The sequence below is a fragment of the Anaerosacchariphilus hominis genome, from assembly GCF_014290175.1.
Classification (GTDB): domain Bacteria; phylum Bacillota; class Clostridia; order Lachnospirales; family Lachnospiraceae; genus Laedolimicola; species Laedolimicola hominis.
Genome location: NZ_JACOOR010000003.1, coordinates 226,662 through 250,995 on the forward strand (window position 1 = coordinate 226,662; position 24,334 = coordinate 250,995).

The 24,334-nt window shown below is 52.6% G+C and carries 23 protein-coding genes and 1 pseudogene; all 24 read right to left on the reverse strand.

From position 1 onward, the window contains the following. Positions 1–68: 68 nt before the first annotated feature. Positions 69–827: a tRNA pseudouridine(38-40) synthase TruA gene (gene truA, locus H8S44_RS06040; protein WP_186871691.1), complete on the reverse strand. Its 759-nt coding sequence runs from the start codon at positions 825–827 to the stop codon at positions 69–71. Continuing rightward, on the reverse strand, positions 824–1,627 hold the full coding sequence (locus H8S44_RS06045; RefSeq protein WP_186871692.1) for an energy-coupling factor transporter transmembrane component T family protein: 804 nt from the start codon (positions 1,625–1,627) through the stop codon (positions 824–826). Before H8S44_RS06045 ends, truA begins: the two co-directional genes overlap by 4 nt. Beyond that, positions 1,620–2,486 (reverse strand): energy-coupling factor transporter ATPase, encoded by an 867-nt coding sequence (locus H8S44_RS06050; protein ID WP_186871693.1) that lies wholly within the window; start codon positions 2,484–2,486, stop codon positions 1,620–1,622. Before H8S44_RS06050 ends, H8S44_RS06045 begins: the two co-directional genes overlap by 8 nt. Continuing rightward, positions 2,471–3,334 carry an energy-coupling factor transporter ATPase gene (locus H8S44_RS06055; protein ID WP_186871694.1) on the reverse strand — a complete coding sequence of 288 codons (864 nt, stop codon included), beginning with the start codon at positions 3,332–3,334 and terminating at the stop codon, positions 2,471–2,473. Before H8S44_RS06055 ends, H8S44_RS06050 begins: the two co-directional genes overlap by 16 nt. Positions 3,335–3,633: 299 nt before the next feature. Then, positions 3,634–4,725 (reverse strand): DnaJ C-terminal domain-containing protein, encoded by a 1,092-nt coding sequence (locus H8S44_RS06060; RefSeq protein WP_186871695.1) that lies wholly within the window; start codon positions 4,723–4,725, stop codon positions 3,634–3,636. A 102-nt stretch (positions 4,726–4,827) separates the two neighbouring features. Then, positions 4,828–5,271, reverse strand: coding sequence for an Hsp20/alpha crystallin family protein (locus tag H8S44_RS06065; RefSeq protein ID WP_186871696.1), 444 nt, complete (start codon positions 5,269–5,271; stop codon positions 4,828–4,830). A gap of 251 nt (positions 5,272–5,522) precedes the next feature. Next, complete coding sequence (locus H8S44_RS06070) at positions 5,523–6,041, reverse strand: Gx transporter family protein (RefSeq protein ID WP_207724090.1); 519 nt, start codon at positions 6,039–6,041, stop codon at positions 5,523–5,525. A gap of 13 nt (positions 6,042–6,054) precedes the next feature. Then, positions 6,055–6,453: a NusG domain II-containing protein gene (locus tag H8S44_RS06075; protein ID WP_186871697.1), complete on the reverse strand. Its 399-nt coding sequence runs from the start codon at positions 6,451–6,453 to the stop codon at positions 6,055–6,057. 47 nt (positions 6,454–6,500) lie between these two features. After that, positions 6,501–7,571, reverse strand: a complete 1,071-nt coding sequence (locus H8S44_RS06080) for an FAD:protein FMN transferase (protein ID WP_186871698.1) — start codon at positions 7,569–7,571, stop codon at positions 6,501–6,503. A 25-nt stretch (positions 7,572–7,596) separates the two neighbouring features. Beyond that, entirely contained in the window at positions 7,597–8,385 is a 789-nt protein-coding gene (locus H8S44_RS06085; RefSeq protein WP_186871699.1) for an RnfABCDGE type electron transport complex subunit B, read from the reverse strand. Positions 8,386–8,395: 10 nt separating this feature from the next. After that, positions 8,396–8,977, reverse strand: coding sequence for an electron transport complex subunit RsxA (gene rsxA, locus H8S44_RS06090; RefSeq protein WP_186871700.1), 582 nt, complete (start codon positions 8,975–8,977; stop codon positions 8,396–8,398). Then, complete coding sequence (rsxE, locus tag H8S44_RS06095) at positions 8,978–9,655, reverse strand: electron transport complex subunit RsxE (protein ID WP_186871701.1); 678 nt, start codon at positions 9,653–9,655, stop codon at positions 8,978–8,980. A gap of 3 nt (positions 9,656–9,658) precedes the next feature. Further along, positions 9,659–10,243 (reverse strand): RnfABCDGE type electron transport complex subunit G, encoded by a 585-nt coding sequence (locus H8S44_RS16825; RefSeq protein WP_334297563.1) that lies wholly within the window; start codon positions 10,241–10,243, stop codon positions 9,659–9,661. Between the two features lie 33 nt (positions 10,244–10,276). After that, positions 10,277–11,209, reverse strand: a pseudogene (locus H8S44_RS16830) (RnfABCDGE type electron transport complex subunit D); the annotation flags it as partial. After that, entirely contained in the window at positions 11,206–12,570 is a 1,365-nt protein-coding gene (gene rsxC, locus H8S44_RS06105) for an electron transport complex subunit RsxC (RefSeq protein WP_186871703.1), read from the reverse strand. The gene rsxC and the pseudogene H8S44_RS16830, both read right to left, overlap by 4 nt. Before the next feature lie 311 nt (positions 12,571–12,881). Continuing rightward, positions 12,882–14,750: an ABC transporter ATP-binding protein gene (locus H8S44_RS06110; RefSeq protein ID WP_186871704.1), complete on the reverse strand. Its 1,869-nt coding sequence runs from the start codon at positions 14,748–14,750 to the stop codon at positions 12,882–12,884. Continuing rightward, a complete protein-coding gene (locus tag H8S44_RS06115) occupies positions 14,750–16,477 on the reverse strand; it encodes an ABC transporter ATP-binding protein (RefSeq protein WP_186871705.1) in 1,728 nt (575 codons plus the stop codon). Before H8S44_RS06115 ends, H8S44_RS06110 begins: the two co-directional genes overlap by 1 nt. A gap of 162 nt (positions 16,478–16,639) precedes the next feature. Continuing rightward, on the reverse strand, positions 16,640–17,383 hold the full coding sequence (locus H8S44_RS06120) for a DeoR/GlpR family DNA-binding transcription regulator (RefSeq protein ID WP_186871706.1): 744 nt from the start codon (positions 17,381–17,383) through the stop codon (positions 16,640–16,642). A 12-nt stretch (positions 17,384–17,395) separates the two neighbouring features. Continuing rightward, on the reverse strand, positions 17,396–18,358 hold the full coding sequence (locus H8S44_RS06125) for a 6-phosphogluconolactonase (protein WP_186871707.1): 963 nt from the start codon (positions 18,356–18,358) through the stop codon (positions 17,396–17,398). A gap of 32 nt (positions 18,359–18,390) precedes the next feature. Further along, entirely contained in the window at positions 18,391–19,731 is a 1,341-nt protein-coding gene (locus H8S44_RS06130) for a neutral/alkaline non-lysosomal ceramidase N-terminal domain-containing protein (RefSeq protein WP_186871708.1), read from the reverse strand. Positions 19,732–19,754: 23 nt separating this feature from the next. Continuing rightward, positions 19,755–20,477 (reverse strand): DeoR/GlpR family DNA-binding transcription regulator, encoded by a 723-nt coding sequence (locus H8S44_RS06135; protein ID WP_330593396.1) that lies wholly within the window; start codon positions 20,475–20,477, stop codon positions 19,755–19,757. A gap of 41 nt (positions 20,478–20,518) precedes the next feature. Beyond that, positions 20,519–21,691 (reverse strand): N-acetylglucosamine-6-phosphate deacetylase, encoded by a 1,173-nt coding sequence (locus H8S44_RS06140; RefSeq protein WP_186871710.1) that lies wholly within the window; start codon positions 21,689–21,691, stop codon positions 20,519–20,521. A gap of 12 nt (positions 21,692–21,703) precedes the next feature. Further along, on the reverse strand, positions 21,704–23,149 hold the full coding sequence (locus H8S44_RS06145) for a xylulokinase (protein WP_186871711.1): 1,446 nt from the start codon (positions 23,147–23,149) through the stop codon (positions 21,704–21,706). Positions 23,150–23,223: 74 nt separating this feature from the next. Then, positions 23,224–24,276 (reverse strand): sugar ABC transporter substrate-binding protein, encoded by a 1,053-nt coding sequence (locus H8S44_RS06150; protein WP_186871712.1) that lies wholly within the window; start codon positions 24,274–24,276, stop codon positions 23,224–23,226. Between the last annotated feature and the right edge of the window lie 58 nt (positions 24,277–24,334).

The following is a 24,334-nucleotide window of genomic DNA, read 5'->3' on the forward strand; positions in this document are numbered from 1 at the left end:
TCACATTGAATTATTATATTATACGATCCCGGGTGTGTCAACCACTTTTTGAGAAAAATATCACTTTTTTAGGCTGGAAATTCCGGATGCTCCGGATACTCCATTTTTACCAGAGTCAGACCTCTGGCCGGGGCTGTGGGGCCCGCTGCCTGGCGGTCACAGGCTGCCAGTATGGCCGGAATCTCCGACGGGTCGGTGGCACCGAAGCCCACCTGAATCAGGGTTCCCGCGATGATGCGGACCATATTATATAAGAAGCCATTGCCCGTCACTCGGATGCGGATAATATCGCCCTCTTTCGTCACATTCAGACTGTGAATGGTCCGAATCGTGGTCTCCGCCTGGGTATGGATACTGCAGAAGCTTTTGAAATCATGTTCTCCCAGAAAAGGCGGGCAGGCCGCCTGCATCTTCGCCACGTCCAGTTCTTTCCGGAAAAAATGGCTGTTCAGCCGCTCCCCGGGCAGCTCAAACTCCCGGTTCAAAATCCGGTATTCGTAGGTCTTGATGCAGCTGGTCTTCCGGGGATGGAAACCGTCAGCCACCCGGAAGGACTGCTGCACCCGGATATCCTCGGGCAGACGGCTGTTCAGGGCATAGGCCATCTTCTCTGCAGGCATCCGGGCCTCCGTATCGAAAACCGCCACATTTCCCAGGGCATGGACCCCGGAATCGGTCCGGCTGGCTCCAATGACCGTGATCTCTTCTTTTAATAAAGAAGAAAGAGCTTTGTTCAGCTCTCCCTCTATGGTAGTTCCGTTATTCTGTACCTGCCAGCCGCAGTAATTTGTGCCGTCATAGGCCACAATCAGCATCACACGTTTCATAATACCACTCTCACCGCGATAATCGCCGCCAGAAAGATTACTACCACGCCATAGGCGTAATAATCGCGTCTGGCATATATCAGCGGCTTCATTTTCGTTCTGCCCTCGCCGCCCCGATAGCATCTCGCCTCCATGGCCATGGCCAGGTCGTTGGCACGGCGGAAGGCGGAGATAAACAACGGCACCAGCAGGGGCACCAGATTCTTTGCCTTCTGAATCAGATTTCCATTTTCAAAATCCGCGCCCCGAGCAATCTGGGCTTTCATGATCTTATCCGTCTCCTCCAGAAGAATCGGGATAAAACGCAGGGCGATGGACATCATCATAGCCACCTCATGCACCGGTACGTGCAGTTTCTTTAAGGGGCTCATAAGCTTCTCCAGACCGTCCGTCAGATCGTTGGGCGTGGTGGTCAGGGTCATGACCGAGGAACCTAAGATCAGGTAAATCAATCGGATGGCCATGAAAATGGCAGTGTGCAGGCCCTTATCTGTAATCTTCAGCTTCCAGATCTGCACCAGCACCACGTCGCCGGGCGTCAGAAACAGATTGAAAATCAATGTAATCAGCAGGATAAAGAAGATTGCCTTCAGGCCTTTTACCATAAAATGAAAGGGTACTCTGGACAGCTTAATAACTGCCACCAGGAACACCGTAGCCACCAAATAGCCCACCCAGTCGTCTGCCACAAAGAGGGCCACCAGAAAAGCAATGGTGGTCACCAGCTTCACGCGGGGGTCTAATTTATGCAAAATGGAATCTGCCGGGTAATACTGTCCCAGCGTTATATCTCTAATCATGTTTCTTTACCTTATCCCGGAATACCCTCAGTATGGTATCCCTTGCCTCTTCTATGGTCGTGGCATCCTCGTCCACACCAAATCCCTTTTCCTTCAGGGTATGCAGAATGTAAGTCACCTGAGGTGCGGCCAGGCCCACGCTCTCCAGTTCCTTGTAATGGCGGAATACCTCTCTTGGCGCTCCGTCGTGCAGCACCTCGCCCTGGTTCATGACGATGATACGCTCCACGTACTTTGCCACATCCTCCATACTATGGGAAACCAGCACGATGGTGATACCCCGTTCCTTATGAAGCCTGCTTATCTGATCCAGAATCTCGTCCCGGCCCCGGGGATCCAGACCCGCCGTGGGCTCATCCAGAATCAGAATCTCCGGCTCCATGGCAAGCACGCCTGCGATAGCCACACGGCGCTTCTGCCCGCCAGACAGTTCAAAGGGCGACTGCTTCTCGTATTCCTCCGAAAGACCTACCATCCGCATGGCCTCTCTGGCCCGGACTTCCGCCTCTTCTTTGGAAAGGCCCTGGTTCTTTGGTCCAAAGCAGATGTCGCTTAAGACGTCCATCTCGAAAAGCTGATGCTCCGGGTACTGGAACACCAGTCCCACCTTGCTGCGGAGCTTCCGCATATCGTAACCATCTGCATAAATATCCTCCCCGTTAAAATAAATATGGCCGGAGGTGGCCTTTACCAGACCGTTCAAATGCTGGACCAGAGTGGATTTTCCCGATCCGGTGTGACCGATAAGGCCGATAAACTGGCCGTCAGGGATCTCCAGATTCACATCCTTCAGCGCATGGATCTCGTAGGCTGTGGAAGGACTGTAGGTATATTGTACATGCTCTAATTTAAGTGACATAGGGCTTCCACCAGTTCCTCTCTTGTCAGGATTCCGTCGGGCAGATCAAGACCTGCCTTCTTCAGCTCCCACGCCAGCTGTGTGGCCTGGGGTACGTCCAGACGGTAGGACTTCAGAGTCTCAACCTGGGAGAAAATCTCCCGGGGCGTTCCGGTCATGACGATTTTTCCGTCGTCCATGACAATGACTTTGTCCGCGTAAATAACTTCTTCCATATAATGAGTGATCAAAATAACCGTAATATCTTCCACTTGATTCAGGGCCCGTACCGTACGGATCACCTCTTTCCGGCCGTTGGGATCCAACATGGCCGTGGGCTCGTCCAGCACGATACATTCCGGGTGCATAGCTACCACGCCCGCGATGGCCACCCGCTGCTTCTGACCTCCGGATAATTTGTTTGGGGAATGATGGCGGTATTTGAGCATATTGACTGCTTTCAGGCTCTCTTCCACCCGTTCCCAGATTTCTTTCGTGGGGACTCCCATATTCTCCGGACCAAATCCCACGTCCTCTTCCACAATAGTTCCGATAATCTGGTTGTCCGGATTCTGGAATACCATACCGGCGCTCTGGCGCACATCCCAGACGCGCTCCTCTTCCTTTGTGTCGATGCCATCCACCCAGAGAGTTCCCGCGCTTGGCACAAGCAGGGCATTGATATGTTTTGCCAATGTGGACTTTCCGGAACCGTTATGTCCCAGGATGGCCACGAAATCACCCTTTTCAATCTGGAAGTTCACGCCGTTCACAGCTTTGATCAGTTCCCGTTCACGGCCTTCCTCATCGTATTTTCTGTATTCATAAACCAAATCCTTGGCTTTGATCATCGTTTCTTTTTTATCCATATTTATAACCCGTCCTGCAAAATCCATAAATAAATCAATTTTCTTTCGGAGTTTCGCATTTTCTGAATTCTGTTTCTACTTTCTTCCATCAGTGCCCGGCTGTATATCCGGTCATGGCACTGCTTTTTATTTTATAATAAGAACAGGGCTTTTGCAAGAAAAAGTACAGATTGTCAACAGATTTTATTTTTCAAGTTTACAATACAAATAAAATACCTGCTCTTTCAGAAGTTCCGCTCAGAAAAAACAAAGCCCCCGGAACGTTTCCGCTCCGAAGGCTCTGCCCTTTGCTTTCTATCTTATGCGGCGCTTCTGCCGCCCTGCTTCATGGCATTTTCAAATTCATGTAGCTTTTGCCGCTGCTCGGCTGTCAATGTGGTGGGAACCTGAATCTGGATGGTCACATACTGGTCGCCGTGAACCTTCGGGTTCTTCATGGAGACGATGCCTTTTCCCCGGAGCCGAATCTTCTTGCCGGACTGGGTACCTGCGGGAACCTTGCAGACCACGTTGCCGTAGAGGGTGGGTAAGCTGGCTTCACCGCCGAAGACCGCCGTGGTAAATGGAATATTGGCTGTGGTGTACACGTCCATGCCCTTCCGCTCGTAGCCTGCTTTCGGTGCAATGTGTACCTTCAGCAGCAAATCGCCGTTTTCACCGCCTCCGAAGCCCGTATGGCCTTTGCCCCGGAGCCGCACGCTCTTGCCGTCGTCGATACCTGCCGGAATATGCACACTTAAGGACTGTACGCCGGTACCGTCTGCTGCCTGAATGTGAATCATCTTATCGCAGCCAAAGGCCGCCTCGTCGAAGCCCACCGTAATATCCGCATGCAAATCCTCGCCCTTGTAAGACGCCTGGCGTCCATACCCGGACTGGCCGCTGAATCCGGCGAAGCCGGAACCACCCGCGCCGCCTGTGAATCCGCTACTGTGGAAACTGCCACTTCTGCCGGAGCCTGCGCTGCCATGGAACATATTTCCGAAGATATCTCCGAACATATCGTCCATATTGCCGCCCTCAAAATGAAATTCCTGATAGCCGCTGCCCTCGCCGGTATGGAAACTGCCGTTTTGGAATCCTCCCCGGCTTCCAAAGCCGCCGAAACCGGAACCGCCTGCGCCGCCATAAAACCCGCTGCCCGCGTCCGTCCTGGCGTTACCTGCCTCGTCGAAGGCCGCAAAGCCGAACTGATCATATAGTTTCTTCTTTTCTTTATCACTGAGCACATTATAAGCCTCTGTGACCTCTTTAAACTTCTGCTCGGCCGCTTTGTCCCCCGGATTCGTGTCCGGATGGTACTTCTTTGCCAGTTTTCGGTAAGCACGCTTAATCTCTTTCTCGTCCGCCTGCTTTCCGATGCCAAGCACATCGTAATAATCCCGTTTCATATTGCACGCTCACCTCCTGCCTGCCAAAATCAATTTCTGCAAAACGGGGATGCAGCCACGCCGCATCCCCTGTTATCTTTTGCTTACCGCAAAGGCTTTTCCTTAGCCTTCGATGTCGATATAGCTCTTCTTTTCTACCTTCGGCTGCTCTTCCTTCTTCGGAACCAGAATCTTCAGCATACCGTTTTCAAACTTCGCCTTGATATCTTCCTGAGTGATATCCTCACCCACATAGAAGCTCCGGCTGGTGGTTCCGCTGTAGCGTTCCTTACGGATATACTTACCGTCCTGTTTTTCCTCCTTCTTACTCTCGGTGGAAGCAGTGATGGTCATGTAACCATCCTTCAGTTCAGCCTTCACATCCTCTTTCTTTACGCCCGGAAGCTCGATCTCCAGTTCATAGCCTGTCTTTGTCTCCTTCACATCGGTGCGCATCAGAGGCGCTGCCTCCTTGCCGTACACCTTCTTAGGACTAGTATACGGAAATGCAAAATCATTTACAAAATCATCTAATAAACTCTCTCCAAAAATGCTCGGTACTAACATAACTCATTCCTCCTATTGATATCCCTTCAGTTCTGCTGGAGGTTCCGCAAGGGCTTTTTCTTATTTTCTTTCTTCTCCCTTGCTCTGGTTCTGTTATAGCACCATTATTAGCACTCGTCAATAGTGATTGCTAATAATTTATAAATTGTTTAGAATCGTCATATTTGCATAATAATCATAACATTTTAATTCTATTTTATCTGACTTTTTCTATTATATTTCTTCTGTTTTTCCTTCCGGGCCTCTCCGGTTCAAGATTTCCCCGCCAGCCGATTCCGCACCAGCTGGGCTGTGAAGCCTGTGAATGCTCCGGCGATACAGCCTGCCGTCATCAGGAAAGGCAGGTAGAACAGTACGCCCTTTCCGGCTATGAGCACCGCTACGGTCATCTGACCCAGGTTGTGAAGCACCGCCCCCAGCACACTGGCCAGCCAGATGGTTCTGTCATCGGTAACCTTCCGAAGAAGCAGCATGCCCAGCAGGCACAGCAGGCTTCCCGCCAGGCTGTAGAGGAAGGTCATCATACTTCCTCCATACAGGGAACCCAGAAAAATCCGCACCAGTACCACCATCAACACCTCTGCCGGCCGATACCGGTATACCGCGTAGACCGTCACGATATTGGCCAGTCCCAGCTTCACGCCGGGGATGGGAATGGGATTGGGGAGCTGCAGCTCCACCACATATAAAATCAGAGCTGCCGCTGTCAGCAGCGCCAGCTCCGTAAGTTTTCCGGTTGTAATTCGTTTTTCTGACAAATTTGTTTTCATACATAAAGTCCCTTTAATTCGCCACTGCATCCAGCCCGGACGCACTTTCCCCATCCGCATACTGAATACTCAGGTGATTCGGCAGACACACGATGGGCGCAGACTCCAACCAGTCCATATGGACGCAGATCTGGTCGGGACAATCCGCCGCTTTTACGCGAATCTGATGATTCCGTATCTCTATTTCATTGGTTCTGCCCTCATAGGTCACGGTAAAGGTCCGATCCTCCGCCCTATCCAGATCCACTGTGTACAGAATCTTCCCATCCTGTAGAATCTCCACCTGTCTTTCATGGCTTCTCGTCAGATTCCAGAGCATGCCGCCGATTCCCCCCAGAAAAACCAGGGCGCACAGCACTGCCAGAATATAAGTCGATTTTCTTTTTTGTTCTGTCCGTATATCTTTCGCCATGTAAAAACGCGATCCCTCCCCCTGCTTTTCGCGTGGTTCGCAGGTCTTTAGCGCTCCAGGATCTTCACCTGCCGCTCTGTATCCTGCATTTCTATCTTATCACGCAGACCTTCCGTTGCATAGACCTTTCCGAAGGTATCCACCAGAATCAGCTCAAAGGCATTCCCGCTGTCGCTGCCATGAGCTCTCCAGTACTCTGCTGCTTTTTCTGCACCCATGATGTAAAGGGATGTGGACAGCGCATCCGCCAACATGCCATTCTCTGAAACCACAGTAACGGAAAGCAGACCGGAATCCGCAGGATATCCGGTTCTGGGATCCAGGATGTGGATATAGGTTTCTCCATTCTCCTCGAAATAACGCTCATAGCCGCCTGAGGTGATTACTGCCTGATTCTCCACCGGAAGAGCCAGAAGGATTCCACCTGCACCGCTGCCCGAGTTCCCCTCTTTCTCTGTCTCCGGATCCCGGATCCCGATCTTCCAGGCTGTGCCGTCAGGCTTTGCTCCCAGAGTCTGGATATTTCCGCCCAGAGATACCATGCCCGAAGTAACACCGTACTCCCGGTAAATCTCCATGACCCGTTCGGAGGCGTAGCCCTTGGCGATCCCGCCCAGATCAATCCGCTGGCCTTCCCCCAGTGTCACCCGGCTGCCCTCCAGCCGGATCCTGGAAGCATTCACCAGTGGAAGCACCTCCGAAAGCTCTGCCTCCGTGGGCACATGATAATCTCCAGTGGGAAAGCCCCAGAGCTGCATCAGCGGATAGATAGTTACATCAAAGGAACCATCCGTGGACCCATAGACGGTTTCTGCCGCCTTCAGAAGCATTTTCGTATCCTCAGAGACCAGAAAAGATCCCGCAGCGTTCAGCTGCGAGATCTCACTGGATTCTTTTCCTGTGGAAAGCAAAGCATCCAGTCGTTCAATTTCTTTCATGGCCGCATCCACAGCCTCCTCTGCCTTTGATCCATAGGCAGTAAAGCTCATGACTGTGTCCATGGCAAAAAGCTCTTTAGTACAGGACGTTTCCCCCTCTCCTTTCCGATACTGCAGAATACAGCCTGCTGTAATCATCAGAATCAGGACTCCCAGAATGACTGACATGATTCGCTTCATTTTTATAACCTCAGATGTGTATCATTTATACCATTTCGATAACCTTCACCGGACACTTCTCGGCACACTTGCCGCAGCCCACACACTTGGTGTAATCCACATGGGCCAGATTGCCGTCCACGGTAATTGCTTCGTGCTCACACTGCTTTGCGCAGATACCACAGCCCAGACAGCCTGCAGTGCAGGCCTTCTTTACCGCAGGTCCCCGATCATGGCTCGCGCAGCGGACCGCGATCTTCTTATCTGCCGGCACCAGTTCGATAAGTCCCTTGGGACAGGCTTTGGCGCACTTGCCACAACCCGCACATTTTGTTTCATCCACAATAGCTACGCCGTTCTCCACGCGGAGAGCGCCAAACTTACAGGCCTCTGCGCAGGAGCCGAAGCCCAGACAACCGTAATCACATTCCCAGACGGAGATTCCTGCAAGTACAGCCGCCCTGCAGTCGTGAATTCCCACATAGTTGCACCGGACAGAGGTTTTGTCACAGGTTCCCGCGCAGTGCACGTAAGCAACCTTACGCTCCGCAGCCTCTGCCTGCACACCCATGATATCGCCGATTTTTTTCACTGCTTCCGCATTGCAGACCGGACAGGCATTGACCGGAGCCTTGCCCTCCACGATGGCTGCCGCCACCGCGTCGCAGCCCGCGTAACCGCAGGCGCCGCAGTTGTTGCCCGGAAGGCTTTCTCTTACGAGGCCGACACGCTCGTCGGTCTCCACTGCGAACTTCTTGCTGACTGCCACCAGAGCTACGCCGATCAGAAGTCCGATTATGCCTACTACCAATGTCGCTATAATAACTTCCTGCATATTTTCCTCCTTATGACAGCGCCAGACCGCTGAAGCCCATGAACGCAATGGCCATCAGTGCCGCACAAATCAGCACGATGGGCGCGCCCTTTACGGCAGCGGGCAGAGCCTCCTCGTCGATACGGCTCCGGATACCTGCCAGCAAGACAATGGCAATGGTATAGCCCACTGCAGTACCGAAGCCGGCCAATACGCTCTCTACAAAATTGTACTCATTCTGTACATTAGTCAGTGCCACGCCCAGAACCGCGCAGTTGGTGGTAATCAGCGGCAGGTAGATGCCCAGCGCCTTGTAAAGGGGCGGGGAGGTTTTCTTGGTAAACATCTCCACCATCTGTACCAGAGCCGCGATAACCAGAATAAAGACAATGGTTTTCAGATAATCCAAATTCAGGGGCGTCAGTATATAGGTGTACAGAAGGTTCGCCACCGCAGATGCTACCGTGATAACGAAGATAACCGCCGCGCCCAGACTGAAGGACGTTTTAATATATCTGGATACGCCCAGGAAGGAACAGATTCCCAGGAACTGGCTTAATACCACGTTGTTGACCAGCGCCGTTGTAATGATAATCAGAATTAATGATTTCATTTATTTCTGCGCCTCCTTTCCTTCTTCCCTGGCATGCGCGCAGGTAGCGCAGCAGCCATCGCAGCCCTGTACCATAGCGTTTGCCCGGTTCTTGATCTTCAGCGCGTTCATAATGATAACCAGAGCCGCCAGAACCAGGAACGCGCCGGGCGCCTTGATGAAGATGGCGATGGGCTTATAAGCGGCCGGCATCACCTGCATGCCGAATACGGTGCCCGCACCCAGAAGCTCACGGATAAAGCCGATGACGGAAAGTGAAATGGTAAAGCCGAGGCCCATGCCCAGTCCGTCCATGGCGGACAGGAGGGGCGGGTTCTTGGAAGCGTAAGCTTCCGCACGGCCCAGGATAATACAGTTTACTACAATCAGGGGAATGTAGATTCCCAGAGCGTCATAGATGGCGGGCACATATGCCTCCATCAGAAGCTCCACCACCGTAACCAGAGAAGCTACGATGACGATATAAGCCGGCAGACGTACGTCGTCGGGAATCACCTTCCGCAGGGCGGAAATGACCAGGTTGGACATGACCAGCACCACCAGTGTGGATACACCCATTCCGAATCCGTTCGTGCAGGATGTGGTTACCGCCAGCGTGGGGCACATGCCCAGCATCAGGACCAGCGTGGGATTTTCTTTTATAACACCGTTATAGATGCGTTCTGTACAAGGTTTCATGGCTTAGTTCCCTCCCTGCTGAATATCATTTTCAAAGAAGTCTACGGCAGCGTTCACTGCATTTACCACCGCGCTGGAGGAAATGGTCGCGCCGGAGACGCCGTTGATCTCGCCCGGTGCGGAAGCTCCGCCGGACTTGAACAGGGTGAACTTATCGGCCTTCACGCCGTCAAACTGGCTCTTGAAGGCATCCTCACCTACCAGGGAGCCAAGGCCCGCGGTCTCATTCAGTACGGTGAAGGAAATACCGGTCACAGTTCCGTCTGCCGCCATACCTACCGACATGGTGATCTCGCCTTCCATACCGTCGCCGCTGGAAGCGCTGATGACATAACCGGTCACATTGCCGGAGGCGTCTTTTCCTACGATAACTTCATTGATATAAGCCTTGCCGAAGTCGGTGCCGTATACCTCGCCGTTCAGTGCATCCACCTTGGCGGTCAACGCGTCGTCATAGGTAAACTCCACTGCGTCCGGGCACACCTCCTGATAGGAAGCCGCCTTGGCAGCCAGCTGTTGCTCGGCAATCTTGCCTTCTGTCATCTTATATACACCGCTTAAAGCCACGCCGGCCACCAGGGTAATCACGCAGAGGGCGATGGCAGCGGTGGGAATCTTCTTTCCGCCTTCTTTTCTCTTCCGGTAACCGAAGGGCTTCGGAATGGAAATCTCATCAATCAGCGGAACGAACATATTACAGATGATAATCGCGTAGCTCACAGAATCCGCGGAGGTTCCGAACACACGGAACACAGCTGCCAGTATGCCCAGGGCCACGCCGTAGATCAGCTGTCCGCCGGAAGCCAGGGGACAGGTCACCGGGTCAGTGGCCATGAAGAAAGCGCCCATCACGATGCCGCCGCCTGCCAGCTGCAGAAGCAGATACTGTACATCAAAACCGTGGCCGCCGAACAGAGCGATGAACGCGGTAAAGGATACCAGCACGGATACCGGGATCTCCCAGGTAATACCGCCCACGATCAGCAGATAAATACCTCCCAGCAGAAGTCCCGCTGCGGAGCAGCCGATGACACCGTTGTTCAGGCCCAGAAAGGTCTGCATCAGGCTTACACTATTTCCAGCAGCCAGGTCAGCCAGCGGTGTGGCGCTGCTGACGCCGTCTACCGTATAGGTGGACATGACGCTTGCAAAGGAAATCAGCAGGAAGCATCGTCCGGACAGGGCCGGGTTCATGAAGTTATGACCCAGACCGCCGAAGCAGCATTTTGTGAAAAGAATCGCAAATAAGCTTCCGAGAATCGGTATGTAAAGCGGCACGCCATTGGGAAGACAGAGCGCCAGGAGAAGTCCTGTGACAATAGCGCTGCAATCTGTAATCGTGTTCTCTTTTCCGGTTGCCTTATCAAATAAAAACTCTGTCAGAACCGCCGCCGCGATGGACACCAGAATTGTCACCAGAGCGGAAAATCCGAAATGATATACGCCCATGACCGTCGCCGGAAGAAGCGCCAGAATCACGTCGCACATGACATGTCTGGTGGTGAGCTTACTCCGCACATGGGGGCTGGAGGATACATTCATCAGTTTACTCATTTCTTCGCACCTCCCTGCTGCGCCTGCGCGGCTCTCTTCTTCGCCATAATCTCCGCCTTGGTCTGCTTAAAGGTCTGCATCAGGGGCCGCTTGGCCGGACAGACATAGGTACAGGAGCCGCAGGCAATGCACTCCAGGCCGTACAGCTTCTTTTCGTAACGGACGAAGCGTCTTCTCTTGGCCGCATCCATCATCTCCTGTGGAGACAGGCCCAGAGGACAGACTCTCGTACATCTTCCGCAGCGCAGACACGCGGTCTCCTGCTGCTCTGCCTTGGCTACCGGATCCTCACCCAGCACGGTCAGCGCGTTATTATTCTTGCAGATCGGTACATTTAAGTCTGCCAGCGCCATACCCATCATGGGACCGCCGCTCAGATACTTTTCTGCCTCTTTGCCATCCCGGATGCCTCCTGCGGTCTCCAGAACCTCCGCCATATTGGTTCCAATCTTCACAATCAGATTACAGGGCTCCTTTACCACATCGCCGGATACGGTGAAACCACGCTCCATCAGCGGGATGGACTTACATACGGCCTGATAAATGGCGTAAATGGTCGCCACATTGTCCACCACGCAGCCAGCGTCCGCCGGGAGCATACCAAGCTTCAGGTCGATGCCTGCGATCACCTGGATGATGGAACGCTCGCCGCCCTGGGGGTACTTGCATTTTGCCGCGTGAACCTTCAGCTTCTCATCGCCTGCACAGGCCTTTTCCATAGCCGCGATGGCTTCCGGCTTATTCTCCTCGATCAGGAAGACACCCTCTGCCGCCGGGAACAGTTTTAACAGAATTCTCATACCTTCTGCCAGCTCCATGCTTTTTGTACGCATAAGCTGATCGTCGCAGGTGATATAAGGCTCGCACTCCGCGCCATTCGCGATGATGTAGCGGATCTCGTCTGCATTCTTTGGAGCGAGCTTCACATGAACCGGGAATCCGGCTCCGCCCATTCCTACGATACCTGCTTTCTGTATACTTCCGAGAATCTCTTCTTTGCCAAGCATCTTGTAGTCGCGCTCGACACCGATGCCCTCTGCAAGGGTGTACTGTCCGTCATTCTCGATCACTACGGACATCACCTTGGCACCGGATGCTGTTCTTCTGTTCTCAACAGCCTTTACCGTTCCGGAGCAGGAGCTGACGATATTCGCCGATACGAAGCCGTCCGCTTCGCCGATCAGCTGGCCGGCCAGCACCGTATCGCCCTTCTTCACCAGTGGCTTCGCCGGTTTTCCGATATGCTGACTCATGGGAAATACCAGCTCTCCCTGGGGAAGATATGCACGGTAAGACGCATCCTTGGCGTACCGTTTTCCGTCGTCCGGATGCACGCCGCCTTTAAATGTCTTCTTGAACATAAGCTTTTTCCTTCCTTCATGCTTTTGTAGCATTTGTCTCATATTCACTTTATCATACTTATTATTGGGATACAACTTTAGATAAAAAATAGACAATCTTCGAACAATTTCGAGAATTTTTTGACAATATTGTTAAATTTATGTCGATAGACTTGTATTTATGATCACTTTATTCTATCGCAGAATTGAACTGTATTCCAGTATTTTTTTCAATACAATCCGGATTTTCCGAACAAAAAACAGGATTTTCGTCCTCCATGCACTCCGGATTTCGGAAATCCTGTTTGTATACAATTTATCTTTCTTCCAGTTTATTCCAGTTCAAATTGGCCGGTATATAACTGATAGTACCGCCCTTTTTCCGAAAGCAGCGCCTCATGGTCGCCCCGTTCGATGATTTCGCCCTTTTCCAGCACCATGATGGCCTTGGAATTTCGCACGGTGGAAAGGCGGTGGGCGATGACAAATACGGTCCGGCCATCCATGATGGCATCCATGCCTTTCTCTATGAGCCGCTCCGTTCTGGTGTCGATGGAGCTGGTGGCCTCATCCAGAATCAGGACCGGCGGCTTCGCGATGGCCGCCCGGGCAATGGCAATGAGCTGCCGCTGTCCCTGGGACAGATTGCTGCCGTCGCTGTAGAGCATGGTATCGTAGCCGTCCGGCAGACGGCGGATAAAGGAATCCGCATTGGCGATCCTGGCCGCCTCCCGCACCTCACCGTCGGTGGCGTCCAGCTTTCCGTAGCGGATATTATCGGCAATGGTTCCGGTAAACAGGTGGGTCTCCTGTATGACCATTGCCAGGGAATGGCGCAGATCTTCCTTCCGAATCCGGCGGATGTCGATGCCGTCGTAGGTGATGGTGCCTGACTCGATCTCGTAAAACCGGTTAATCAGATTGATAATCGTAGTCTTTCCGGCTCCCGTGCTGCCCACAAAGGCGATTTTCTGGCCGGGCTTGGCGTACAGGGAGATCCCATTTAAAATGTGCTTCTCCGGCACATAGCCGAAGACCACGTTGTCGAATTTCACATCGCCCCGGAGTTTCCGCAGTTCCGTCTTGCCGCCCGGCTCCGCCGCCGGAAGCTTCCAGGCAAAGTGTCCGGTGCGCTCGTCGGTCTCTTTTATCTTTCCATTTTCCTCCAAAACATTGCAGAGAGTTATGTCGCCCTCGTCTGCCTCGGGCTCGGCCTCCATCAGGTCGAAAATCCGCTCCGCTCCGGCCAGGGCCGTCAGGATCTGGTTGATCTGGGCCGTAAACTGGTTCATGGGCAATGCGCTCTGGCGTACAAACACCAGATAGGAGGACAGGCTTCCGATATCCAGAAAGCCGTTCAGGGTGAAAATACCGCCCACACAGGCCGACACTGCGTAATTCAGATAGGAAAGACTGACCACGGTGGGCACCTGCATGCCCGTGTAGGTCAGGGCGTCCGTGGATTCCTTCCGGAAATTCTCATTGAGGCCGCAGAAAATCTTAAAGTTAACCTTCTCATGGTTAAAGATTTTCTCCACCTTCTGGCCCGCCATCATTTCCTCCGAGAAGCCATTGATCCTGCCAAGCTCCGCCTGCTGCCGCTGGTAATATTTTTGGCTCCTCTTACTGTTGGTCCGGATAAAGATGCCCATGAGAATCAGGAACACCATAACAATCAGAGACAGCCGCACGCTCAAGACCATCATCATGACAATGGTTCCCACCAGCGTCAGGAAGCTCTGGATCGCCATGGCAAAACTGTTGTTCATGGCCTCCTGCACCGTATCCACGTCGTTGGTAAAGCGGCTCATGAGTTCGCCGTGGGTGTGGGCGTCGAAATAGCTTAAGGGCAGGGTCTGCACATGAGCAAAGAGATCGCTTCGGATCTCCTGCACCACGGTCTGGGCCGATTTGATCATGAGCTGATTGTAGGCCAGGGTCGCAAGCGCCCCGCAGAGGTACATGACACCCATGGCCGCCACTGCGCCGACCAGCCCCTTCCTATCGCCGGGCATGATAAAGCGGTTGATAACCGGCTTCAGAAGATAAGTTCCCATGACGCTGGCCCCGGTGCTGACGCACACCAGAAGTCCCACCAGTAAAAACATCCATTTGTGGAGGCCCATATAATGAAGGAGATGCTTCAGGGTATTCTTCGTATTCCTGGGCCGCTTATAACCCACATAACTGTACTTCGCCATTAAAGCTCCACTCCTTCCTTCTGGGATTCGTAAATCTGCTGATAGATTTCGCTGCGGGTCAGCAGCTCCTCGTGGGTGCCGATGTCGCTGACCCGGCCATCGTCCAGAATGATAATCTGATCCGCGTGCCGGACAGAAGAAATCCGCTGTCCGATGATGATTTTCGTCATGTCAGGCAGGGCTTTTCCCATCCGCTCCCGGATCTTCGCCTCGGTGGCCGTATCCACGGCGCTGGTGGAATCGTCAAGGATCAGGATCTTCGGCTTCTTTAAGAGCGCCCGGGCGATGCAGATCCGCTGCTTCTGGCCGCCGGACACATTGACGCCGCCCTGACCCATCTCAGTCTCATACCCTTGCGGCAGCCGCTCCAGCACCTCGTCCACGCAAGCGATACGGCAGGCCTCTTCGATCTCCTCCCGGGAAGCGTTCTCCTTTCCCCAACGCAGATTATCAAGCAGACTTCCGGAAAACAAGGTGTTTTTCTGCAGCACCATGGCAATGGCATCCCGCAGATGCGCCATGGGGTACTCCTGCACCGGCACGCCGTCCACCTTCACCACGCCCTCGGTGGCGTCATAAAGTCTTGGAATTAACTGCACCAGCGTGGACTTGGCCGCGCCGGTCTGACCGATGACGCCCACCGTCTGGCCCGCTTCTATATGGAAGGAAATGTCCGAAAGCACATATTCCTTCGCCTCTTTTTTATACTTGAACCACACATGCTCGAACTCCACGCTGCCGTGCTTCACTTCGATGTCCCTGGCCTTTTCATCCGTCAGATCCACCTTTTCGTCGATGACCTCCAGAATCCGCGCGCCGGAGGCCATGGAGCGGGTCAGCATCAGAAACACATTGGAAATCATCATCAGGGAATTCAGAATCTGCAGTACATAGCTTAAGAATCCGGTGAGCTCGCCCACCTTCATACTGCCTTTCTGAATCAGATAGCCGCCAAAGAGCAGAATCGAAAGAATCGTGCCGTACATGACAAACTGCATGGCGGGCATGTTCAAAGCCGCCAGCCGGAAAGCTGTCTCCGATTCCTGCCGTAGCTTCTGATTACCCTCTTCGAACTTTTCCACCTCATATCCGCCGCGGACGCAGGCCTTGACCACACGAACCGCCGTCAGATTCTCCTGGACAATCCGGTTCACCGTATCAATGGCGGTCTGCATCCGGGAATAAAGCGGACGCACCTTCATGGTAATTACAAACAAAGCTGTAGCCAGTACCGGCAATGCCACAAAGAACACAATGGCCAGGGTATGATTAATAGAAAAAGCCACTCCGGTGGCCACCACCAGCATCATAGGTCCGCGGCAGAAGGGGCGCATACCCATGGATACCGCGTTCTGAATATTCGTCACGTCGCTGGTGAGCCGCGTCACCAGGGATGAGGAACGGAAATGATCGATGTTGGCAAAGGAGTAGCCCTGAAGCTTCTCATACTCGGCTTTTCTCAACTCTGCGCCCAGTCCCTGACCGGTAAGTGCCGCGAATCGGGCGCTTCCCACGCCCAGCACCAGCGCTATCAGCGCGCAGGCCACCATCTGTAAGCCCTTCATATAGATGTAGCTCCGGTCGCCGTTCGCCACGCCCACGTCGATGAGATCCGCCATGATGAGTGGCACCAGGAGCTCAAAGATTCCCTCCGTCATGATGCAGATCACTGCCAGGGCGGCGTATTTTTTATACTGATTCATATAGGAAAATAAGCGTATCAGCATTTTGTGTACCTCCGAATGTTGTTACCCGATGGCCTTTCCCGGCCATTACGGGACTATGGTATGCTGAAATCCGCAGTTTGTCAAGCGAGAGGCTCTGCCAGTGCAAAACAAAACGGACACAGATTCCTCTGCGTCCGCTCTGTACCTTATGTAATTGTCCACTCAACAGCGTATCACTTCTATCCCCATTTTTTCCATTTTGCATAGCTCTGCTTCGCTGGCTTCACAGCGGTTTGTGATAACTTTGTCCGCCACCTTCAGGTCGCTGACATAGTAAAAGCTTTCAAATCCTACTTTCGTATCGTCTGCCACCACAAAAACCTCGTCTGCGCGCTCTATCATTTTATGGAATAAATCTGCGGCTTCCATATGACGCGTTGTAATTCCGGTTCTGCAACTGATTCCGCTGGCGGAAAGAATCACCTTGTCCGCCTTGTACTGCTCCAGTTGGCCAATGGCCGCTCCGCCATGGGTAAATACAGCGTTGGCCGTCATTTCGCCTCCCAGCAGTATCAGCTGTATCTCCTCCTGGACACTCAACTCTCTTGCTATCGAAACAGAATTTGTGATAACCGTCAGTTCACGCAGCTTTTGAAATTTTCGTGCTGTCAGCAGAGTGGTGCTGCCTGCGTTTAAGATCACGCAGTCTCCGTCCCGGATCTCCTCAGCCGTACGGGCCGCTATCCGGTCTATGGCCTCCAATCGCTGCTGCTCCCGGCTTTCCACACCGCCTGCCGCCGCACCCCCAAAGGTACGCACAAGCTTCCCTTCATCCTCCAGATGCTGCAAATCCTTCCGTATGGTTACTACAGACACTCCAAACTTCCGGCTCAGTTCGTCTACGCTGACCAGTTGTTTTTCCTGTAGAATCTCTAAAATGATCTTCTCTCTGTCCCGAACTTTCATAGGCAGTTCCTCTTAATACTGGAACATATAATCCGGCTGGATAGTCGCTGCCAGATTTTCACTCATAATGATATGGGTCGGATTCTCACGAAGCTGCAAAATCGACGCCGGAACCTCCTGGGATGGCTTTCCGAAGATGCACATTCTGGAGGTCAGTCTCTGCCAGGTCACATGGCTTCCCGCTGTGGTAATACTGTGAACATCCAGGATCTCTTTCGCCTTCATGGCGTCACGCGGACCCATCATTGCTCCCATGGGTGGTACATTGGCAATATCGCCGGAGCATCCGAAAGAGCCGTGCAGGGAGTTCTGCGCAATGGTCAGCGGATGCAGATTCGCTACCTTGGCTCCCTGAGCGCAGTACTCTTCCATGGTCGGCTGGAACCAGTCTTCTACCGGGTCGATAAACGCCAGATGTCCCGGCCATCCCGGACCACTGTATACAATATCTGCCTCGCCGTCCTGCTCCAACATTTTGGAATAATCCGGTGTAATTTTATTGCTGTGATAGATAAAGTTCTCCTCTTTAAAGCCCAGATCCAGAATCTGAGACACCATAAAGCGGTAAAACGCATTGCCAAATCCTGCCTTATAGCTCAGAGGCGCGATATTTCCATCCTGGTCCGCCCATTCGTCCATCATGTAGAATTTGACATTTCTACAGTTTACCTTCAGCTGATGCAGCAGATAGGCCACCTTTCGGTAGGTGGGAGACGGATTCGGCATAATCATCACAACCTTCTTATCGTAACGATCGGAATCCACGATTCTCTTTACAATATCCGCTATCATCACCATCTCCACATCGTCATCCGGCAGTACTTCCAGGAAGATATTGGGATTGGACGGATGCTTTCCGTTTAACGCCATGATCTCTTCTTTTGTAATCGCTCTTACCCGTTTGATTTCTTCCGCGTCTTTAAAGGGATAAAAATCAGCCTGTTTAAATGTAAAATTGTCTTCTCCAAAAATCATCTGGTTTTCCTCCTTTTCCATGCTTTATCTTTTCAATGCTTTGTCTCTTCAATCACGTCCAGTACCGCATCTACCAGATGTCGACCAAACTTTTCTCCCAGCATGGATGTATCCGTCTCATAGCCGCCCTCCACCAGAGACTCCGGCGTATACAGATAACCCGGCAGACAGCCGTTGGTCAGCTCGTTGAATACCACCATTTCATATCCAGCCATGGCCTTGATATACAGGGCGTATTCCACAAAAATCTCACCCTGCACACCCACGATACAGGTATCTCCCAGAATAATCACCTGAATCTCCGCCGGATTTTCATCCGTCAGCAGTTCAATCCGCATTCCCTGTTTCTGCATTTTCACATAGCCCAGCTGATCCTCTGAGCCCAACATCTTCAGGTTTGCATTCTGCCACAGGTAATATTCCTCACGGTTCTCTGATTTTCCATACTTTTCATACAACTCTTCGTAGGTTTTCTTGTCCTGAGCCACCTTTTTTTCCAGTTCTTCTTCGGTGCCAAAGGTACGAAGCTCTAACTCGATGCTCTTATCCGCCGTCCGGATGGGAAGCTCGCCGGTCCATGCTGCGTGCTCCAGCACCGTATCCGCCGCTTTTCCGAGAATTCTTCCCACGCGTTCAGCCTCATCAAAACTCTCGCCCTGCCGGTAGTAACGGCTGGATTGATTGCCGGAAGCTCCCTGGGAAAATCCAATCACTGCGTCCGGATGCATTTCCCGCAGCTGCTGCTTCAGATAACCGGGATAATCCGCCGTACACACAGTACTCCACTCATGGATAAATGTCGGATGTAAAGTATAATTCACAAAGATCCCCCGGATTTTTTTCTCTTTATCCCGGACAGCCATCACGCTGACCAGGGGGTCGTGTGGTCCGCCGGGTGCCCGTCTGTTGCCACCCACTCCGGATTCTGCTCCACAATGGGCGGTTCCCGAAGTAAATTCCGCCTCAAAAGCTTCCTTCTTCGCGCTTTCCACCGCAGATACAATCTTATCATTCAGAGATTTTACATATTCCTCAGGCTGCTGTGCGCCCGCTTCCAGACTTTCGATATCCAGACGTCCCGCAGCCCACGGGCCTGAATGGGTATGGGAGCAGCTTATCATCACGTGATTCTCTGGAATTCCACATGCCTGCCGAACGCGTTCCCGCACCTCTTTCACATGCTTTTTGGAATAAAAGAGAAGATCCAGTGTAACCAGGGCTATCTCTTCCGTTCCGTTATTCAGATACATCGCCGCTGCCTGAAGCGGGTCGTGTACCCCTGTATTATGCCTGGGATAGTGGGGATATCCTCCAAGCTCTTCTCCCTTTTCCGGTGAAATATCCGTTATTGCCATGCCTGCCTTTAATGTCATTCTATCTCTCACCCTGCCTTTTTCTATTCAACCTCGTCAGTGCAGATCACCTCGACGCCTTTCTCCGCTATCGACTTCAGGATCTTAAGCTTCTCTGCGTCCTCCGTCCTGTTGGTCACCAGAATATCTACGTCCGTGATGTTTCCAACATGGCAGCAGCTCTCAATTCCTATCTTGGTAATATCCGCAACCAGAATTTTTGCTCTCGCCCTTGCCAGGATGGATTTCAGCGTATTGACGCCCTCCACGCGAAGTGTGGTAAGTCCCGCGTCCACATCCACGCCGTCCATGGTTACAATGGCTTTATCCGCCATATATCTGCTTACCTGCCGTACCGCATCGCGCCCGTGGACAAAGAAATCCCGCTCGCATATCTCGCCGCCCAGGATAATCACCTGCCACTCCGCATGCCGACATAAATCTTCTGCTGTAATCAGAGAATCCGTCACAATTTTAAGTCCGGCCCGGTCGCCTGCGTACCGCACAGTCATGTGCGTAGTCATTCCGGCCGTCATAATCAGGGAATCTCCGTCCTGAATCAGTTCAGCTGCCTTTTTCGCCACTGCCAGCTTCAGATCGCGGTTGGGTTTTTCCTTAGAATACCCCAGATCCGTCCCCTCCTCCTGGCTATTTGTCAAAACTGCCCCTCCGGAAACGCGCTTCAGTTTTCCCTCCTGCTCCAGCCGCTGCAAATCCTTGCGGATGGTCACCACGGAGGTGGCAAGCTCTCTACTCAGTTCACTCACTGAAACCGCTTTTTTTATTTCCAGATTTTGGATAATTCTGTTCAAACGTTCTTTTTGCGCTGTTCCTGCTGCCAAACTTTTCCTCCTACTAGTACCTTTTTTACATGAAACATGTCATCTACCAGCACCAGATTTGCCCGCTTTCCGACGGCAATAGTACCGATTTCGTGTTCCATTCCGATGACTCTCGCTGGATTGCCCGCCGCCATCATAAACGCCTGCGCGATGCCGCAGTTGGTATGCGTCATCAGGTTCCTACAAGCCACATCCAGCGTCAGTCTGCTTCCGTTCAGTCCTCCGTTCGCATCGAACACCAGATCCTGAATGTATTCCAGTTCCTTCGGTCCCGGCTCTTCACTTACGAAGCTGTCCGTAATCAAGATGACTTTTTCCATCCCTTTCACTTTCAAAATCAGACGAATCATATCCGGATTGACATGGATTCCCTGCGAATCGCAGATAATCTCCGCATACATATCCGAATCCAGAAAACATGCTTCGTCCGGCCCGCAGCCGCGGGTTCCGGCCCATTTTTCCACTCTTCCCGTGGCGTCCATGCAGTGGGTCTGCAGCCGCAGTCCATAAAACTTCAGACTCCGCACCTGCTCCGGTGACGCCTCGCTGTGACCGACGCTGAATACCACGCCGGGATTTATCTCTTTTGCATAGGATAGGAATGGTTCCAGGCCTTCTCTCTCCGGGGCAACCGCCCAGACCCTGGCCAGTGTACCTGCCCGATCCACGATTTCCTGAAAATCCTCTTTCCGGATCGTTCCTCTCCACTTATTTTTCTCTGCACAGGCTCCGTACTTCGGATTCATGTACGGGCCTTCCATATAGAAGCCCGCGATGGCCTGCGCGGCCCCTCCACGGTTTCGCGCTTCTTTTACCCGCTCGATGGCCTCCGCAAATTCCTTCTTTGGAAGATCATAATAAAGAGTAGCCAGTATGGACGTCTCTCCATGTCTGAGGAAATGCTCCGCCGCTTCTTCCGGCTCCGCGTAAAAGAAATGTCCGCCTCCGCCGTGTACGTGAATATCTACAAAACCGGGACCTACATAAAGTCCCTGCGCGTCCAGTACCTCCGCGTCCTTCGGAATTTCTATCTCTGAGGCCTTTCCGACCGCCGCAATCCGGTCGCCTTCCACCGCCAGAACCCCGTCCCACAGGATTCCCGTTTCCAGGACGATTTTCGCATTCTTAATAAAAAGCATTCCCGCATCCTCCTAGCGCCAGATTCTGTGCTCCAGTTCTCTATATTTTCGATATTTTTCCTCGTATGCCTGCTGCCATTCTCCCGGTTTGTAGCATCTGCTGACCAACAACGCAGGAAGTCTGCCCTTTGCAAACTCTCCCGTGCCGATTCCAGCCAGGATCGCCGCTCCGGCTCCCGCCGCTTCGGAAGTCACCGGAACCTGAATCTCCATTCCCGTCACGTCCGCGATAATTCTGCACCACAGATCGCTCCGGGCGCCTCCGCCGAACAATACCAGCCGCCGTACATGGCCGCTGGCTTCCATGGCCTCCAGAAGAATCCGTATCTGATACGCAATTCCTTCCATCACAGCCAGCGCGAAATCGCCGCGCCCCGACGCCAGGTTAACTCCGTAAAAGCACCCTTCGGCCTCCGGATAATAGTCCGGACTGCTTGGACCATTGAAATAGGGATAACACCGCACGGTACTTCCCCGCTCTCTGGCCGCCTCCGCCTCTTTTCCTATCTCGTCATAGCTCTTTCCCGGGAACATCTCATCCCTGAGCCACCGCAGGCACACAGCGGCTGTATTGATCACGCCCTCCGTCACCCAGCTTTTTTCATCGATATAAGCCGACCAGCCGACCTTTCTGCTTCTTTCTGTGTCCACATGATCCCAGTATCTGCATATAGCTCCTGATGTGCCCAGAGATATGGTCATGGTATCCATTCCCAGTCCCGCTCCCAGGGACGCACATCTCTGATCCTGCGCTCCCACAGCGACCATACAGTTTTCCGAAAGTCCCAGCTCCTTTGCAATCTCCGGAAGAAGCGGCCCCGCCGCCTCGCCGCTCCAGGCAAGCCTGGGAAGCTTTTCTTCTGCTATCTCATATTTCTCCAGAACCTCCCGGCTCCAGACATGTTTTCGAATATCATATAATAAAGTACCGGAAGCCATACTGTGATCCGTCAGGCATTTTCCCGTCAGCTTTGCCGTCAGATAATCCATCGGCATCAGAAACTTCCAGGCTTTGTGGTATACCTCTGGCAGATGCTTTTTTATCCACAAAAGCTTTGGGAGAAAATAACAGGGATCAATCGGCTTTCCGGTCAGTTCAAACATATATTCCGTTCCAAAATCTTCCGTTATCTGAACCGCTTCTTCTTTCGCACGCGCGTCTAGCCAATTAATTCCATTATGCAGAGGATTCAAATCTCCGTCAACCGGCACCAGTGTAATACCCTGGGAGCTTATGGAAATTCCTTCCACACTCGTTCTGTCTGCATCCTGAAACACTTCCTTTGCGGTCTCCAGCGTCAGTGTCCACCAAAGATTGGCGTCCTGCTCCACCCAGTTTTCCCGCGGTGTGATAAGTCCGTATTCCCGGTAAGAATCCCGAAGCTGCGTAAGTTTTTCGTCAAAAAGAATGCTGCGACAGCCGGTGGTTCCCAGATCAATCGCCAGATACAGTGCCATAGTTTTTCTCCCCTTTACGCCGATGATTTTCACAGGAGCCCATGAAACGGGCTCCTGCTGGTTTTATTCTGTGTTTACTTTCTTGCTGCTACGATGGACTTCCAGTCAAAATCTTTGATAGTCTCTGCAGTCAGCAGTGTGGAATGAGACAGGGTCTCCTTCGGAAGTTCTTCGCCTGCCAGTGCCGAAGCGATGGCATCAATAGCGTCGTGAGCCTGGGTTACCGGAGAGGAAGCCGCCATACACTTGATGTACGGATCGTTATTCTCCAGTTTCTCAAAGCCTTCCTGTCCCCATGCATTGCAGCATACCACTGCCTTGGAGCCTGCTGCCTCGATTGCAGATGCAGCGCCTGCGCCTGTATCATAGTTGATGCCGTATACCAGATCCACGTCCGGATTTGCAGTCAGGATATTCTCCATCACTGCCATTGCGTCGGTACGGCTTGCCTTGCCATCCTGCTGCGCTACGATTTCCACACCGTCAAGCTGAGAAATGGTTTCCGCAAAGCCCTGCGCACGAAGTCCGCATACAATCGGGGACGCCGGGAAATCCAAAATCGCTACCTTCGCCTTGCCGCCCAGATTATCTGTGATGTACTGCTTCGCCCACTCTGCTACCATAGCGCCGTCCTCGTAGTAATCGAAGATAACCTTGGTAGCCGGAATATCGGAATCGATTCCACCGTCGTAGCAGATAACCGGGATTCCTGCGTCAATGGCGTCCTGACACGCCGGAATCAGCGCTGTCGGGTCTGCCGCCGCAAGCAGGATCACGTCTACACCCTGAGTGATAAAGTCCTCGATCTGGGAAATCTGTGTGGTTACGTCTCCGTCCGCGTCACTGATTACCATCTCATAGCCCTTTTCCTCACCGTAAGCGCGGAAGGTGGTCTCCAGATCTACATAATACTCGTCACGTCTGTAGTACAGGTCTACGCCGACTACGATCTTATCGCCGGAATCCGCGTCTGCCGTAGCGGTATCATCCGCAGAAGCTGTAGTACTTTCCGCTGTACCCTGTCCCTCTTCCTTGGTGTCGCCTGAAGAACCGCAGGCTGCCATACCGAGTACCATAGATGCTGCTAACCCAAGTGCCATCAGTTTGTTCAGTGTTCTCTTTTTCATAGAAATCCTCCTTCTATAAAATATTATATTTTCTGTCGACACGCGACAAAAGTTCTGT